Origin of the sequence: Paracraurococcus lichenis (assembly GCF_030657435.1) — a bacterium.
In the GTDB taxonomy this organism is placed as follows: Bacteria; Pseudomonadota; Alphaproteobacteria; order Acetobacterales; family Acetobacteraceae; genus Paracraurococcus; species Paracraurococcus lichenis.
In genome coordinates this window covers 1-16,041 of sequence record NZ_JAUTWS010000034.1, presented here as the reverse complement: position 1 = coordinate 16,041, position 16,041 = coordinate 1, and the positions used below count along the sequence as shown (strand labels likewise).

Annotated in this window: 10 protein-coding genes; all 10 read right to left on the bottom strand. The window is 70.6% G+C overall.

Annotated features, from left to right (window positions below; translation table 11 throughout):
- Positions 1 to 16: 16 nt before the first annotated feature.
- Positions 17 to 1,396 carry an exopolysaccharide Pel transporter PelG gene (pelG, locus tag Q7A36_RS25620; RefSeq protein WP_305106609.1) on the bottom strand — a complete coding sequence of 460 codons (1,380 nt, stop codon included), beginning with the start codon at positions 1,394 to 1,396 and terminating at the stop codon, positions 17 to 19.
- Positions 1,396 to 2,922 carry a GT4 family glycosyltransferase PelF gene (gene pelF / locus Q7A36_RS25615; RefSeq protein WP_305106608.1) on the bottom strand — a complete coding sequence of 509 codons (1,527 nt, stop codon included), beginning with the start codon at positions 2,920 to 2,922 and terminating at the stop codon, positions 1,396 to 1,398. The genes pelG and pelF overlap by 1 nt, the downstream gene beginning before the upstream one ends.
- Complete coding sequence (locus Q7A36_RS25610; protein WP_305106607.1) at positions 2,919 to 4,013, bottom strand: tetratricopeptide repeat protein; 1,095 nt, start codon at positions 4,011 to 4,013, stop codon at positions 2,919 to 2,921. The genes pelF and Q7A36_RS25610 overlap by 4 nt, the downstream gene beginning before the upstream one ends.
- A 6-nt stretch (positions 4,014 to 4,019) precedes the next feature.
- Positions 4,020 to 5,018 carry a GAF domain-containing protein gene (locus Q7A36_RS25605; protein WP_305106606.1) on the bottom strand — a complete coding sequence of 333 codons (999 nt, stop codon included), beginning with the start codon at positions 5,016 to 5,018 and terminating at the stop codon, positions 4,020 to 4,022.
- Position 5,019: 1 nt separating this feature from the next.
- Positions 5,020 to 6,684, bottom strand: a complete 1,665-nt coding sequence (locus tag Q7A36_RS25600) for a hypothetical protein (RefSeq protein ID WP_305106605.1) — start codon at positions 6,682 to 6,684, stop codon at positions 5,020 to 5,022.
- Positions 6,681 to 9,479 (bottom strand): tetratricopeptide repeat protein, encoded by a 2,799-nt coding sequence (locus Q7A36_RS25595; protein ID WP_305106604.1) that lies wholly within the window; start codon positions 9,477 to 9,479, stop codon positions 6,681 to 6,683. Before Q7A36_RS25595 ends, Q7A36_RS25600 begins: the two co-directional genes overlap by 4 nt.
- Positions 9,480 to 9,577: 98 nt before the next feature.
- The gene (locus tag Q7A36_RS25590; protein WP_305106603.1) at positions 9,578 to 10,348 is read right to left on the bottom strand and encodes an endo alpha-1,4 polygalactosaminidase; all 771 of its coding nucleotides are present in this window, start codon (positions 10,346 to 10,348) and stop codon (positions 9,578 to 9,580) included.
- A gap of 355 nt (positions 10,349 to 10,703) precedes the next feature.
- Positions 10,704 to 10,892 (bottom strand): hypothetical protein, encoded by a 189-nt coding sequence (locus Q7A36_RS25585; RefSeq protein WP_305106602.1) that lies wholly within the window; start codon positions 10,890 to 10,892, stop codon positions 10,704 to 10,706.
- A 167-nt stretch (positions 10,893 to 11,059) separates the two neighbouring features.
- A complete protein-coding gene (locus Q7A36_RS25580) occupies positions 11,060 to 11,329 on the bottom strand; it encodes a hypothetical protein (RefSeq protein ID WP_305106601.1) in 270 nt (89 codons plus the stop codon).
- A gap of 63 nt (positions 11,330 to 11,392) precedes the next feature.
- Complete coding sequence (locus Q7A36_RS25575; RefSeq protein ID WP_305106600.1) at positions 11,393 to 15,640, bottom strand: DUF4214 domain-containing protein; 4,248 nt, start codon at positions 15,638 to 15,640, stop codon at positions 11,393 to 11,395.
- Between the last annotated feature and the right edge of the window lie 401 nt (positions 15,641 to 16,041).

The following is a 16,041-nucleotide window of genomic DNA, read 5'->3' as shown; positions in this document are numbered from 1 at the left end:
CCTGGCCGATGGGCACTCAGCGCAGCGTACGGTTGTTCCCGACGAAGGTCATGTAAGGCAGGCGCACGAGGCGGGTTGCCGTGGCTGAATACGCAAAGAGCAGCGACAGCAAGGCCGCTATGAAGTAGCCATAGCCGTGGTAGCCGAGGTCCAGCCACAGCGTGCCCAGGGTCAGCCCGGCATTCAGCGCGAAGAACATGACGGCGACGGCCAACATGGTGCTCCGGAAATCGAAATAGGCGATCACCACCATCACGGCGAGCAGCAGCATGTGACACGCAGCGCCCAGGGCGCCAAAACGGAAGATGAAGACCATTTCCACTCCGCCGCGGGCCAGGCCGATCAGCCCGGGCGCGACCAGAATGGCCAGGTAGCACACGGCAGCCTGCAGAACGGCGAGGCTGCACAGGCCCTGCCCGAGGTCGCGGAGGATGGCGCGATGGTCGCGCCGGATTTCTGCGGCCGTCGCATGGTTGCGGATGCTGCGATAGAAGCGCAGATAGGTTTCGAAGAACCGGGTCTCGATGGCCAGCAGGAACAGCGCCATCGATGGCACGATGGTCAGGTAGGCCAGGAACATCGCCCCATCGTAAGCCGGGTTGGACGGCATTCCCCCGGTGACAACCGAGCGTCCCGGTGCAAACCACATGATCCACTTGTCGACCCAGATGGCGGCATTGTAGAGCAGCCCCACGAGGGCGAACTCCCAATACCTGCGCAAGTCGCCGAGAAAGGCGAAGGGGCGCGCGACCGGGTGCGGGTACTCGGCGAAAATGCGCGCCGCGAGCCAGAAGAAGACAAGGGCAAGGCCGGCGTTGAAGCCGGCCAGCATCCCGGCCACCCCGAAGTCGGGTGTGAGGGCCACCGCCCCCACGATGCCGGTGGCCAAGCCCAGGGCGAAGGCGGCGGTGATGGAATCGAAACTCTTCAGCGCCGACATGAAGGCCGCGGCGAGCCAGATACCGCCCACCAACTGCAGGCCGATGAGCGCCAGCACCCGCTCGGCCAGCGGCAGGGCCGCGACCAGCCCGTAGAACGGCAGACCGAGGGCGGTCTGCACGGCCAGGATCACCGCCAGTGCGCCGATGAACATCCCCGGGGCTTCGCTGATGTCCCGCGCATGAATGTGGTCGGCCAGCCGTCGGGTGATCACCAGCACAATCGGGCCGGACAGTACGAGCGAGAAGGCGAAATTGTAGATGACCACTTGCGAGAAGCGTTGCACCATCTCGGGCGCGAGCAGGCTCCGCCCGAACAGCTCGATGCCGCCCAGCGCCAGCACGGTGAGCAGCCAGGGGCCCGACGAAATGATGCCGGCATGCAGGTAGGCGCGCAAGCCGCCGCTGAGCGTGTCCTGCTGCGCCAGCCGCCGCAGCGGAAAGCCAATGCCGGCCATCAGGCTGCGGCCGCCTCGGCCGCATCATCGGGCAGGGCCAGATGCGCCTCGTAGAGCTCGCGGTAGAGCCGGTCGACCACCCGCTTGTTGTAGTAGCGTTCGGTCCGCCGGCGGATCGCCTCACCGCATCGCGCCCGCAGGGCCGGGTCGAGCAGCAGGGCAGCCAGGCCCCGCGCGGTGGCGGCCGGATCGGCGAGGGGGGTGACGAAGCCGCCGGGGCCCAGCGGCGGATCCTCGTCGGCACGCCCCTCGATCATGTCGCGGCAGGAGCCGACATCGGTGGCAACGCTCGGCACGCCGGCAGCCCCGGCCTCGAGCAGCACCAGCGGTTGCGCCTCGCTGATGCTGGTGAGGGCGACCACGTCCACTTTGCCGAGGTAGTCCTGCAATCGCACCCGGCCGGTGAAGGTGAAGGTCTCCTGCAGGCCGAGATGCGCCACCATGTCCGTGCATTCCTGGAAATAGGCCGGATCCTCGTCGGTCGGGCCCAGCAGCAGCACGCGCACCTCCGGCACCATCTGGCGCAGGATGGCGGCGGCACGAATGTAGGTCTTTACGTCCTTGATGGGCACGGCACGGCCGATCAGGGCCACCGTGGGTGGGCGGGGCGCCGGATCACGCGGCACGGCCGAGAAGCCATCGTAGTCGACGCCATTGGGGATGATCGTCAGGCGATCCGGCGGCGCGCCGTCGCGTATCTGCAGCAGCTGATTGCCGGCGTAGAGCGTGGTGATGCGGTCGCAGGCCTCGTAGCAGACCCGCGAGTAGCCGGTGAACGCCTCGATCCAGACATCGCGCAGGTCGCGTCGCCGCGCCTCGATGCCGAGCGAGCCGGGAATCCGGTCAGCCAGCCACTCCGCCATGGCGATCTCCACCCGCCGCTCGTTGGTGTAGATGCCGTGCTCGGTGAGCAGGCCCGGCCGGCCAGTCTCGAGGACCGCACGGGCCACCAGCAGCCCGGCATAGCCGGTTGAGACGGCGTGGTAGACGCGGGCCCGTGGCAGCGGCGCCAGCAGGACGGAGAACAGGCCACCGGCGAGCGACCGCCAGGTCCAGAAGTAGTTCAGGAAGGAGCTGCCCGGGACGGCGGCCTCGTACATCGCCTCCACCATCCGGAAGGCCGCCTCCGAGTTCATCAAGGCCGCGCGCGTCGCCGTGCGGGGGTGCTGCCGCAACACCTGCAACAGCGCGCGGAACTCGGCCAGCCCGCCGCGGGCAAAGAGGCCAGCGAGGGGGCGTTGCAGCGCCCCGATCATGCGCTCGATCCCGCGGCCGGACGTCAGCCGCGCTTCGGATTGCTGCAGCGGGATCGTGGTCATCTGGATGACGTTGGCCGGCAGATCAAAGCGCAGGGGCTTGGGAGCCTCGTCCGCGGCGAGCGTGGCGAGATGGAAGGTGAGGTCCGGATGCGCCCGGATCAGGTCGTGGGTCCAGGAGGAGACGCCGCCGGCGATAAAGGGATAGGCGCCCTCGAGGACAAGGCAGATGTCGGCCTCGGGCAGAGGCTTGCGGGACATCCAGATCATGCGGGCGTCGCCTCCACGGCACTCTCGGCCCAAAGCCGGCAGATGTCGCGCACCTCCTGCGGCAGCGCCGAGACAGCGATGCTCTGCCCGTGGCGCGCCGCAGCCTGGCGCAGTGCCCCGATGCGGCCGAGCCGGTACAGGCATTCCAGGTACCAGGCCAGGAGCTCCGGCGGGGCGCCGGGTCTGTTCACCAGGGGTGCCAGGCGGTCCAGCGCCTCCGTCGGGCGATCGAGGCGGAGCAGCAGGCGCCCGATCACCTGCGCCAACTCGGGGTCGGCGGGCCGCATCCAGGCGAGGCGCTCATAGAGCTCGAGCGCCCGATGCCGCTCTGCCGTCGCGCGGCCACCATCCAGCAGCCCGGTATGGGCGTAGGCATCGTGGTGCCGGGCGAGCGCGAGCAGCCGTGCGGGATCCCTCGGTGCCGCCGCGAGCTGCTCCTCCAGGGCGAGCGCGCGCTCGAGAAAGCGGTTCTCGATCCGCGCCGAGGCGGTCGCGGCCTGGACCCGGATGGCCGGCTCGGGGTCGTTCAGGGCGCGCAGCAGTGCCGGCGCGAAGCTGGGCCGGAACTCGTCGGCGATCAGGGCGATCGCGGCCTGCTTCTGCGGCACCGTGCCGAGTGCCATGATGTCGCTGAAAGGGGCGACGCCGCCCCGGGCCTCCGGCCCGCTGCCGCGCAGCACGACCCGCTCGTACAGCGCCTCGACGGGCGATACCTCGACGGCAGGAAAGAGGGCCGCGTACCACTGCTCGAAGGGGGTGGCGCTGCTGGCAAAGCCGATGCGCAGGGCAGCGCAGAGGCCGCCACCCAAGGCCCCGAAAGGCCCGGTGACGGCGCTGGCGAGCAGCAGCAGCAGGCCGGCCGGATCGCGGCCGCCGCAACGGTACAGCGCTGCGGCGCCCAGGAGGCAGGCGATGGAGGTGGCAAGCTGCGCGGTCAGCAGCAGGTCCGGCGGCGCCAGGGCGCGCAGCGCCGCGGCCGTGATCACCATCTCGGCGCAGATCGCCAGCCCGCACAGCAGGCCGGTTGTCAGGCGGATCCAGACGGACGGGGAGGGGAGGGCGGTGCCGCCGGGCGGCGCCAGGGGTCGCATCGTGGCCTATCCCAGCAGCGGCATGACGAGGGCCTGCTGCCCACGCAGCCGTTCGCAGCGGAGCGCCCTGTCATAGGCGGTGCCGATCCATTCGCAGAGCAGGCGAAAGTTCTGCACGGCGGAGGGGTTCAGCTCGGTGAAGGGGATCGCTTCGATCTTCAGCATGCCGATGACCCGCCCGGTCTCCTCGCTGACCAGCGGACCGGCGAGCAGGCCCTCGCCAGCCAGGATGGCTTCGCCGGCCGGCTCCACCGCGGTGAGAACGCGGCGCTCGCCCACCATCGCCCGGAACAGCAGCGCGCTGCCGTCGAAGTGCCTGGCGAGGCGATCGGCGGCGCCCCAGCCCTCGGTGGCCACCAGGTCCAGCCGCTCGCCATCGAGCAGGAACAGGGAGAATTTCTGTGCGCCCAGTGTCGACTGGACCAGCGCCGCGACCCCGATCAGGACCGCGTCCGTGCTCTGCTGCTCGATGGCGCGTGCGGCGGCGTACATGGCCCGGACCGTGCGCGCCTGCCCCGCCACCCGCGCTTCCAGCTCGGCCCGGCTCGCGGCAAGCCGGTCATAGGCCGCGACGATGGCCTCGGCCTGCATGCGCAGCTCGGCCAGCGCCTGGGCCTGGGTCTCGGCCTTCCGCCGGTGACCGTCGCGGATCTGGCCGAGGACCAGCCCGGCGATGAACCACTGTACCGGCACGCTGCCAATCCGCAGCAGCCAGGTGTAGAGATCCTCGCCGAAGGCCTGCTCGGGCAGCCGGTCGGCCAGCAGGGCGAGGCTGGCCAGCAGGGCGGCGGCCAGGCCTTCGCGCGTGCCGTATTGCACGGCAGCCAGCAGCACGACCACGCCGAAGGGATGTGGCGAGATCCCGGCGAAGCGATCGCCGCCGAACAGCACCGCATCGACCGCCAGGCCTGCCCCCAGCAGGGCAAGAGTTTCCAGCAGGCTGGCCAGACGGATACCGAGGAGGTGCCGCGGCGGTGCGACAGCGGGATCCTGGGACGGCAGCATGTCAGAAGTACCAGGTCAGAGCGCCGCCGAACACCGAGGTGGTGCCCCGGGCGCGGCCGATGTTTTCCACGTAGCTGCCGCGCAGCCGCAGCTCGAACCGGCCACGGACGTAGCCGACCGAGCCGGCGAGCAGCGGCCCGGCCTTGCCGTAGCGGTCGACGCCGTAGCCGCCCGACAGCTCGAGGTTGGCCATGCCCTCGGCCGGGGAGGCTCCCCAGGTCCGGGCATAGCCGAGGGTCAGGGCATGCACCTCTCGGCTGACAATCTGGAGCGGCGTGAAGCGCTGCCCGTCCGGTCCGGTCCGCTCGTCCTGCCGGAGCAGGTATTCGGCATCGAGGATATAGGCCGCCGACAGGCCCCGCAGGCCGCCGATCTCACCGAGGCGCAGCTCTCCGGCCAGCGAGGTGGTGGCCGTGACGTCACGATCGCCGGCGACGCCGTAGCGGTTCACCCCGACCTCCAGCCGGCCGCTGAGATTGCTGATGAGCTGCTGCCGGCGGCCGACCGCCAAGCGGTCGCGCGTGCCGTAGTTGATCATGCTTTGAAAGAAGTCCCAGTTGGGCCGCCGGTACTCGGCCCGCAGCGCGGTCACGCCGCTGCTGTCGGGCAGCTCGGCCCGCAGGCCGGCGCCCAGCGCCGTGTCGCCGAGGAACAGCGACCCAACCACCACCTGCCCCGCCAGCGCGTCATACTGCAGGAAGAGCTCGCCCCGTTGCCGTTCACCCGAGAACGGTCCGACCGTGCCGTCGCGCCGCTGCACTTGCGCCGCCGTCACCCCGGCAATCTCCGTCACCAGGCCAAGACGCCAGCCTTCGCCGAAGCGCTGCTGACCGCTGAGCCCGCCGACGGTGGCGCTGGCCCGCCCCGTCCCGACGCCACCCTGGGTTTCGCGGTACTCCAGATCGGCCCGCAGCCGGGGCGCCACGACCCGCTCGAGGGCGGCAAGGGCGGCGATGTTGGCAGGCTCGCCGGGGTCGAGCAGGAGCGCCTGCTGGTACAGGGCGAGAGCCTGTCGCCAGCGACCGGTCCGCTGCTCGATGGCAGCCCCTCCAGCGAGCGGCTCGGGACTGTCCGGCATCTCGCCGCGCAGGGCGGCAAATTCCGTGCGCGCCTCGCTCAGCCGTCCCGTCTGCACCAGCAGCTGCGCCGCGAGCAGCCGCAGCCGCAGCGATTGCCCGGCATCAGTGGCGGCGCTCCTTGCCGCCGGCTCGTCAGTCGGGGAGGCCGATGCCGTTCCCGGTGCCCGCACCAGCCGGAGCTGCAAGCCATCCCGGCCCGGCTCCAGGGTCAGGGTGACCTCCGGCGCCAGGGTCAGCAGCAGGGTGTCGTAACCGAGACTGACCCCGTCCAGCAGGCCCGCCGCGCGCGCCATGAGGCCAGGGGCATCAATTGGCGGCAAGGCGCGCGGAAAGGCGAGCAGTGCCTCGCGGCCCTCCTGGCGCAGCGTGGCACCGGCGGTCCCGGGCAGCAGGAGGGTGACCGCCTCGGTCGCTACCGGCGCTGGTTGGTCCCCCGGCGCCTCGGCCGCCGCGCCCCGCTGTTCCAGCGTGGTAGCGGGCAGAGGTGGCGTAGCGTCCGGCGTGGGCTGGGCGGCTGCGGTCGCGGCCCGCAGCACGGTCAGCATGGTCAACACAGCCAGGGCGCCGCAGGGGAGTGAGGATGTCATCGGCTGCCTAGTATCTCGCGGGCCCGCTGCAAGGCACCCTGGCCGAGCAGCATGGCCGCATAATCGGCGCGCACCGTGTCATCGCCGGGCCGCTCGGCGAGCAGCGCCTCGTAGAGCCGCACCGCCTCCGTCTCCTGTCCCAGGCAGTGCAGCAGGTGCGCCCGGGCGGCACGGGCCTGGCGCGAGCGATCGCCCGCGGCGTCGATTCGGCGCAGCGCCTCGCCGTAGCGCTGCCGGGCCACGGCGGTCTCGCGCCGTCCGGCCGCGAGGTCGCCGAGCAAGGTCCAGCTCTCGGCATTGCCCCCGGTCGCCGCCACAAAGCCCGACAGCAACCGCTCCGCCGTCTCCCGGTCCCGCCGGAGATAGGCCAGGGCGCCGAGCCGGTACTGCACGTCGGGGCCGCTCTCGCCAGTCGCCACCAGGCGCTCCAGGACCTGCTGCTCCAGCGCCGTGTTGCCCGTGCGGGCGGCCAGGCGGGCCAGATGCCGCAGCGGGCCCGCCGCCCGGGCCTGCGGCAGCGCCGCCCGCACCGCCGCGGCGAGGGCGGCGCGGTCATCCTGCGCCTCCAACGCCCCGAGATAGGCGTCGAGCAGCGGCTCGGGCACGCTGTCGCGGGCCTCGGCACGATAGAGCGCGATGGCCCGTGCTGGTGCGCCACGGTCGGTGAGGATGCGCATCCAGGCGGCCTGCTCCCCCGCGTCCGCCTGCCGCCCGCGCGCCTCGAGCCATTGCAGCTCCGCCGCACCCGGCCGCGGCCCCCAGAGGAACAGCAGCTGGCGGACATCGGGACTGTCTGGCGGCGCGGTGGCGGCGAGGGTGCGGAAGGCCCGCTCCGCCGCCCGCTTGTCGCCGGCCTCCAGCAGCCGGAAGGCGAGCTGCCGTCGCAGCGCCGCCGGCAGGGCCGGACGACCGACGAGCTCGAGCCAGAGCGCAACCGCCTCGCCCTCGCGTCCGGCCGCCGCCGCCGCGGTGCCGTGCGCCCAAAGCCAGCGTTCGGGCGCCTGGAGCGCCAGCGTCCGCAGCACGGGCAGCAGCTCGGCATGCGCCTGCAGCGCCAGCAGGAGGGTGACTGCAGCCTCGCGCTCGGCTGGCGTTGCCGCCGCCGCGAGCCGCCGCCGTGCCAGGGCCCGCACCTCCTCCTGGACGGGTGCCCCCTGGCGCCAGGCCTCCATCAGCACGGCCTCACGCAGCGTCTCGGGCACCGCCGCGCCCGCCGGGAGCGCGCGCAGACGCTCCAGGGCCCGTCGCGGCTGCCCCGCATCGAGCAGCAACTGGATCAGGAGCAGCCCGTCCTCGGCACGGCCGGAGGCCGCGGCCAACCGCTCTGCCAGGGCCAGCGCCGGGCGGCGTGTCCCGGCATCCATGGCGAGGTGCACCAGGTCGCGCAACAGGGCGTCGGGCAGCCCGACGCGTCCAGGCGCGGCAAGCCAGGCGGCAACAGCCTCGCCGCGGCCGGCAGCCGTGGCGACCAAAGCCCAGGCCATCTCGGCTTCGGGGGAGGGGCGGTCCCGGCGCAGCGTTGCCAAGGCCGTCGCTGCCTCGCCGGCGCGCCCGGCCCGGATGAACAGGCGAGCCGCCGTGGGCAGCGCGGCGGCCGGCAGTGCCGGGTCGGTCAGCACCGGGCCGAGCAGGGCGCCGGCCCGGTCGCGCCGGCCGAGCCGGAGTTCCAGCGCGGCCAGCTGCAGGGCCAGGTCGGGCCGGCCTGCGACGGCCGCGGCGGCACGATCGCTCCAGCGTCGCGCCTCCGCGGCATCGCCCAGGGCCAGGCGGAGCTCCGCCGCGGACACCGGGGCAACCGCCAGGCGCGCCTCGTCGAGCGCAGCCAGACGCTGCAGTGGTGCGGGCTGCCCGGCGGCCAGGGCCGCGGCGATCACCGGCGACACGAGATCGTCCGGCACGGCTGGCCAGCCGAGACGCTCAGCCGCCGCCAGGATGCGGTCTACGTCGCTCACGACCAGGGCGAGGCGAAGACGCAGCAGGGCGGACTGGCCGTTCTCCTCCCCGCCGGTGGCATCCAGCTGTTCGAGGCGTTGCAGGCCGGCCGCGGGATGCCCGGCATCGTTCTCGGCCTGGGCGAGCGCGGTGACGAGCCGTGGCGCGGCCCCCATGCCGGCGTAGGGCTGCAGGAGGGCAGCCGCGAGATCCGGACGCCCCCCCATGGTGAGACTGCCGGCAAGGAGCGGCCCGGCCTGGGCCAGATCGCGCCGCTGCCGCTGCAGCCAGTCGGTGGCGCGCTGGAAGGCTTGGTCCGCCTCGCCACTGGCGAGCAGCAAGCTCAGCTCGAGCCCAACCACGCTGGCATCCACCGCACCCGGTCGACGCCCCCCGAGGGCGCGCAGGGCTGCGACGCCGGCACTTGGCTGCCCCAGCGCGGCCTCCAGGCGCGCCAGGACCAGATAGTCCTCCACCTCCGCCGTCTTGTCGGCGACGAGACGGCGCAGAGCGGCACGCTGCTCCACGGTGCGGCCGGCGGCCGCGTAGAGCCTGGCCAGTTCGCGCTGCTGGGCCGCGGTTGGCGCCAGCGTCTGCAGACGCTCCAGCGTGCGGGTCAGTCCCTCGGCATCGCCGATCGTGCGCTGCAACCCGGCCAGGGCCGTGAACACCGCCGCATCGCGCGGCCGTTGCGCGGCCAGGGCCTGCAGCAGCTGGGCGGCGCCCACCGGATCCCCCGCGTCGGCGCGTGCCCGTGCGAGGGCGGCGACAGTCGCCGGGGAATGATCGCCGGCCGCCATCCTGGCTTCCAGGATGGTGACCGCACGCCGGGGATCGCCGGCCTCCAGGCGCAACTGCGCCAATTCCCATCCGCGCGGGATGAGGGCCAGACTCAACGCCACCGCGGCCACACCGAACAGGAGGGCAGGGAGGCGGGCTGCCGGCAGTGCGACGGAGGGTGTCATGGCGCGGGAACGATGCGGGTGAGGTCGGGCGTGGCCACGTAGGGGACGAAGCCGTTGGCCCGTTGCACGGCATAGATGCGCGCGAGACCAGCGCGGTCCTGCGGGTCCCAATAGTCCAGCGAGAACACGCGCAGACGCCGGTCGCGCTCCCGCGCCGCCCGCAGGCGCTCGACCTGCCAGGCGTACCCAGCCTCGGGCATCAGGCGGTAGCCCTTCGCGCCGGCGTCGAAGGTGCTGTACACGGACTCGCCCAGCAGCATATCGAACTGGCCGGCGATCTGCGGCAGCACCGCATAGCCGCGGTTGATCATGAGCGGGACACCGGCAAAGCGCTGCCGCACGGCACGGACCAGCGCGGCGGCGCCCGCCACCATGCCGCCAAAGCGGACGGGATCGCGCTGCTCCAGGGCTTCGGCATTGTCCAGCGTGTCAAAAAACAGGCCGTCGAAGCCGCGTGCCAGGATGGTGGGCACCAGCCGCTCCACGACCCATTCGCGCCACTGCGCCGACCGCATGTCCAGCAGGCGCGCATCGGGCCAGTTCGGATTGGGCTCGAAGAGCAGGCCCGCGCGCGCCAGTGCCGGCGCATAGGACTGGCCGGCATGAACCTCCCCGAGGCTCAGATAGCCGAGCAGGAGGCTGTCCGGACCCCGACAGCGCGCCAGGTTGGCCTTGATGGCGGGGTCGAGCACGGCGAGTCCGTACTGCCGGATCGCGTCCTGGGCCTCGCCCCCATAATACACCAGGAAGCGCGGGTCGCCCGTCACGGCGTGCGCCGGATGCGCCCGCGAGACCTGCCCCAGGAGGGCGCCCGCCAGGCCGCCGAGCAGCGGGCGTCGCGGGCGCACAGGGAAGCGCCAATGCTGCCTCAGGCCCGACATGCCAGCCGCCTCCCGGGTGCGGGGTGAACAGACGCGGCGAGCGGCCCATGGCCGCGCCGTGCGGCACGCGTCACCGCGGATCGCAGTCCGGACCGGAGGGCGGGTCGGCCATGGCGGCCGGCCAGGTGCGGATCTGCGCCCCGCCACCGCACCACGGCCTGGCCAGGGTGCTGCCCGCCAAAGGCCATGCCGGGCCGCGGCCGGGCGCGTACCGGCGCTGTCCGGCGCTGCCGTCGGTTCCTCACGCGGGCCGCCCCGACGATGCGGCGACGGGCAGCGCCGGATGGGTGCGGAGATAGCGCAGGACCTGGGCCGACCAGGACGCCTCGTCGGCAGGCGCCGGCACCGGCACGACCTGTGCGGCGGCATCGCCCGGCCTGCGGGTTTCCGACCGGTCCGATGTCAGCCGCGTCTCGCTCGTCTCGCCCACCGCCACAGACCGCGCGTGGCTTGCGTGCTGCCCAGCCTGATCCGTCCCATGTGCCATGTGTGTGTCTTTCGCGTCGCTGCCTATGCCCTCAGTCTCAATTGGCGACGGATCCGCCGGGCTTGGCCGGGGCACGACCGCCCCGCCCGCACCCGGCCGCCGCGCCCGCCTTACGGCCCGTCCAACACTGCGCCCGCCAACACCCGGCCCGGTTGTGCAGCCCCCTGCCGCAGCAGGGTGGGCGAGTTGTCGCGGGTAACGAGCGCGCCGGTGCCGGTCTGCTCGGCCGGCGCCACGACACGCGCGCCGCTGCTACCGAAGCCGGGACGCGGCAGGATGGCGTGCAAGGCACCGAGCGCCGCGACGACATCGGTGATCACGGCGTAACCGCTTCCCAGCCGCATCCTGAAGATGTCATTGCCATCACTGCCGTTCATCATGTCTTTACCAAGGCCGCTCTCGGGATGATCCGCGCTCCTGCCACCGAACCGGGCAGGGAGGCATCATCCCAGCCAGACCCCATCCTTGATGGCGGGCAGCACGTTGGCCTGATTTTCCGGGCTTTCGGAGAACTGGACCAGCAGATCATGGCGATTCAGGCCTGCGGCGAGGTTGGCGAGGTGGAAACTCAGCCCGGCGGCCTCTGGCGCGCGATGCAGGACATTGCTGTAGAGCGAAGTAACGAACTGCGTGTCCGTCATGGCATCCAGAGTGCCGTAGAGGCTTTGGAACTCAGGCGAAGCGAGGAAGTTGCTGGCGACCTGCCAAAGCGCGAGATGCGTGTCGAGCTCGTTGGTCTGGAACTGCAAGCCGGCGATGTCGGGTGTGCGATTGAAGGCAGCCAGATAAAGTCGATAGGCCTGGCCGGCATTCCCATCCACATCGAGCGCCAAGGTGCCGTCGCTGAACTGCACCCGCTCGATGCCCGTGAGCGCGTCGATGCCGTCCGGACCGGTCACGGTCCATGCGCCATCGGTGCCGTGGACCGCCGTGCTCAGTGCCCGGGCGGCGTTGATGACGAGCGTGTCAAGTCCGGCACCGCCATCCACCTGGTCGTTACCGGGACCTCCGTTAATCGTGTCGTTGCCGCCGAATCCTGCTATGGTGTCATTGCCGGCCGTCCCGGTGAGCGTGTTGGCATCATCGTCGCCGTTGACGAGCAGACCTGGTGCCGAAGTGGGCCCATTAGCACCGCCGCCGCCATTGTCGACCGGACCTTGCGCCGGCGGGGTGACGGTGGGCTCATTGGCACCGCCGCCTCCATTGTCGACTGGACCTTGCGCCGGCGGGGTGGTGGGGACGGTTTCGGGAGGGATGGCGCTGTCATAGGTCACGAGCTTGCTGGCGAGCGGACCGAGATTGCCGGCGAGGTCGACGACATGGCCCTGGATGGTCCAGTTCGCCGTGTGTGCGCCGGCATCGACCGTGCTCCAGCTGGTGCCGTTGACCGTCGCCTCCACCCAGGTGGCACCGCCATCGGAGGAGACCTGCAGCCGCTCGTCGGCCGACAAGGCGGCCGAGAGCGTGCCGGTGATGGTGCGACCGGCGCTGCCGTCGTTGGTCACGAAATCGCCGGCCGTGCCACTGTCCTTGGTCATCCCGGTGATGGCGACCGTCTCGGTGGGGGCGACGCTGTCATAGGTCACGAGCGTGCTGGCGAGCGGGCCGAGATTGCCGGCGAGGTCGACGACATGGCCCTGGATGGTCCAGTTCGCCGTGTGCGTACCGGCATCGGCCGCGCTCCAGCTGGTGCCGCTGACCGTGGCAGCCACCCAGGTGGCACCGCCATCGGAGGAGACCTGCAGCCGCTCGTCGGCCGACAAGGCGGCCGAGAGGGTGCCGGTGATGGTGCGACCGGCGCTGCCGTCGTTGGTCAGGAAGTCGCCGGCCGTGCCACTGTCCTTGGTCATCGCAGCGATGGCGACCGTCTCGGTGGGCGCCGCCTGATCAAGCACATAGGGCTGCTGCAGCACGTCGCTGGCCGAGCCGAGCGAGCCCATGACCCGGGCCTGGAGCGCGCCGCTGCCGCTCAGCGTCACGCCGGCGAGCGTGAAACTCGTGCTACCGGCCGTGCTGGTCGCCGCCTGCCAGTGCGCGCCATTGTCGAGCGAGACCTGGACCACGTCGCCGGCAGCAAGGGGGGCACTCAGGGTGCCGCCGACGGTCTGCGCCGCGACATTGGTGATGAAATCGGTGCTGCTGGCGCCGCTATCGGCCGATAGGCTGAGCGCCACGACCTTCTCGGCCGGCGAGGGCGGGTTGGGCAGCCGGACCGAGACAGTGTGCTGACCGATGGCACCGAGGTTCAGGGTGAGGATCTCGCCGGCAAGGCTCTGGACGGTGGCGCCGGTGACGGTGACGGCCTGGCTGCCCGACGCGGCGAGATCGATGGTGACCAGACCCTCACCCATCACCGAGAAGTCGAGGTCGCGGCCATTGCCGGTGAGCGAGACCAGCTGCGCCCGCATGGGCAGGGCGGTGATGTGGGTGACGTCATCCTGCGTGGCGCCGAGGTCGACGGTGAAGGTACCGCCGGCGGTTGGCAGGAAGATGCTGTCGGCGTTGTAGGCGTACCAGCCGCTGACCGACTTGATCTTGCTGCCACCCTCGAGGTCGAGGGCGAAGGTGCCGAGCGCCGTACTGGCGGCGGTGCTGCCGACGGTGACGCTCATGGTGTCGGCGTCGACCATGGAGTAGCTCAGCGACGCCTTATCGAAGGTGGCGATGCGCTGCGCGAGGTCGGCCAGCGTCACGAACTCCGATCCCGCGTCGTAGGCGGTCTTGATCAGGTCCGTGTACATCTTGTCGTTGTAGATCTGCGTCGGGTCATTCAGGAAGTTGGTCAGCCCGTAGTCGTGCCAGGGCCAGACGACGACGGGCAGCTCGGCATGCGAGACCGCCGCCTTCCACTCGGCCTGCCAGGCGGCGCTGGCCTGGTCGGCGGTCATCTTCTGGAAGCCGACCAGGGTGAAGTCGGAGGAGATGTTCGGCGCGATGTAGACACTGCTAGTGTCACTCGGCGTCATGTAGCCGAAAGCGCCGGGATAGCCGGCCCCCACGGCCGTGTTGCCGCCGGTGAGATAGGAATAGTACTGCATCACCTGCTCGGACACCGCGATCTTTTCCGGATTGCCCGGGATGGCGGCGCCGAGGACGGTGATGCCGAGGTTATCCTGGATGGCAGCTTTGGAGGTCTGGAACTCGGCCTGCAGCTGGGCGGGGGTGAGGAGGTTGGTGTCCTCGGGGTGGGTGATGGAGTGCGAGCCGATCTCGTTGCCCATGGCCAGCAGCTGCTGGTAGTAGGGCTTGGAGACGGTCCAGTTCGTGCCGGTGCCGTTGGTGTTGTTGCCGATATCGATGTAGTAGGAGCCGACAAAGTTGTAGTCGGTCTTCCACTGCTGCAGGATGGGCAGCATCTTGTCATAGATGCCTGGACCGCTGGCCGGCTTGACCTCGTCGAGCTGCATCGCCTCGTCCACATCGCTGCGCGAGGCAACGATGGCCGACTGGCGGCTCATCTCCAGCTTCAGGGTGGGGCCGGTGAGAGGCTGAGCCGACCAGTCGACGGCATGCGCCAGCATGTTGTTGTCGGCGAGCATGCCTTCGGTGGCGAAGTGCACGTTGCGGCCGCCCGTGGTGGTGGCGATGACCGCTTCGTGCGTGGCGCCGGCCACGGTCTGGGTGGCGAGGACCGTGCTGTTCGAGGTCAGGCTGGTGAACCACTGGGTGCCGATCGAGGCGTAGTCGCGGATGGTCTCGCCGGCCGTGTAGCCGGCCATGATCGGATTGCTGACATCCTGCGCGGCGGCGACATGAACTGCGACGGCGTTGGCGCCGCCTTCGCGGCCGAGGCCAAGCAGCATCTGCATGCTGGCATACGAGTTGCCGGGCAGCGCTGCGCCGGTCTCGTCGTTGGTCATGAAGTTGCCGGCGGTGATGATGCCGACGCCGTAGGTCTGGGTCGCGGTCTCGAGGGTCTGCTGGATCGCCGCGGCCTTGGCCAGGGGCACGTTGGCGAAGGAGGGGAAGATCAGGGTCTTGTAGCTGGCCAGTTTGCTGAGGTCGGTGAGGTCGCTCTCGGTAAGGATGTCAAAGGGCACGCCGGCCATGGCCACCTGGTTCTGCGCGGCCATGAACAGGTCGGCATAGGCGGTCTTGTCGAAGAATTTTTCGGCGCTGGTCTCGGAGTAGACGATGCCGACCCGCAGGCCGGTGGTGGCGGGCGCCGGCAGGGTGGCCTGGTCGAGCAGGGTGAGCGGCGGCATGCTGGCGTAGTCGCCGGGCAGGAAGACGGCGTCGTTGACGTCGGCATAGACTTGCGTCTTCGCAGGAGCCGTCGTCAGGCCGAGGGCGGTGAGGGGAACGCGGAACTCGACCGTCTTGCTATCGCTCGAGAAGGCATACTCTCCGATGGCAGCGACATAATTTTGGGCTGCGGCACCGGTGTAGAGGTAGGGCGCGACCTTGCCATTGGCGTCGGCCACAAAATCGATGTTGTAGTCGGCGCCAGCGTTGAGGCCGGTGAAGATGGAGTAGCCGGTGGCGGCGTTGGCGTCGGTGTTCAGCCAGAGAGTGGTGTTGGCGCCGATGGCGGTGGCGCTCTGCAGGCAGAACACGAAGGAGGCGCCGTCGCTGGTATGGTCGACAATGCCGTAGAGGGCGTAGCCGCTTGGGCTTGCGCCCAGGTAGTCGAGGCGGGTCGAAGCGGTCCACTCGCCAAGTTCGTTCTGACCGTTGACGACGACGCTCATGCTGGCCTCGAGTTAGGACACCGTTAACCAGTTCGTTGCACATCACTTTCTGTGATTCAATCTCATTATAACGATTTCCAAATCTTCTGACCCGGACGTGATTCGCGATGTGAGTCGAGGAGAGTGTGGAGGCGCCCAACCCGCAGCAGGAAGGTACGCGCCCGGATTTCGCGCTTGGCATCAGGGCCCGGTGAGCAGCTGAAAGCGACATCGTCGACCGGGTGGACGGAGCTGTTCCAGCCAATAGCGCTTGGCACCACGCGCGCACCGTCCAGGACGCTGCACCAACGAAGGCGCCGGAGTCACTGCGCGATGAGCTGAGAGGTTCACGTCCGGTTCTGGGAGGGGCCGGAGGTGCAACTCCTCCGGCCCACTCACCCTCTTTCGCGCGGGAAGCCCGA

Coding starts and splice junctions, on each gene's coding strand:
- Q7A36_RS25600 (WP_305106605.1), bottom strand. CDS start 6,684: ATGACATCCTCACTCCCCTGCGGCGCCCTGGCTGTGTTGACCATGCTG.
- Q7A36_RS25610 (WP_305106607.1), bottom strand. CDS start 4,013: ATGCGACCCCTGGCGCCGCCCGGCGGCACCGCCCTCCCCTCCCCGTCC.
- pelG (WP_305106609.1), bottom strand. CDS start 1,396: ATGGCCGGCATTGGCTTTCCGCTGCGGCGGCTGGCGCAGCAGGACACG.
- pelF (WP_305106608.1), bottom strand. CDS start 2,922: ATGATCTGGATGTCCCGCAAGCCTCTGCCCGAGGCCGACATCTGCCTT.
- Q7A36_RS25575 (WP_305106600.1), bottom strand. CDS start 15,640: ATGAGCGTCGTCGTCAACGGTCAGAACGAACTTGGCGAGTGGACCGCT.
- Q7A36_RS25605 (WP_305106606.1), bottom strand. CDS start 5,018: ATGCTGCCGTCCCAGGATCCCGCTGTCGCACCGCCGCGGCACCTCCTC.
- Q7A36_RS25580 (WP_305106601.1), bottom strand. CDS start 11,329: ATGATGAACGGCAGTGATGGCAATGACATCTTCAGGATGCGGCTGGGA.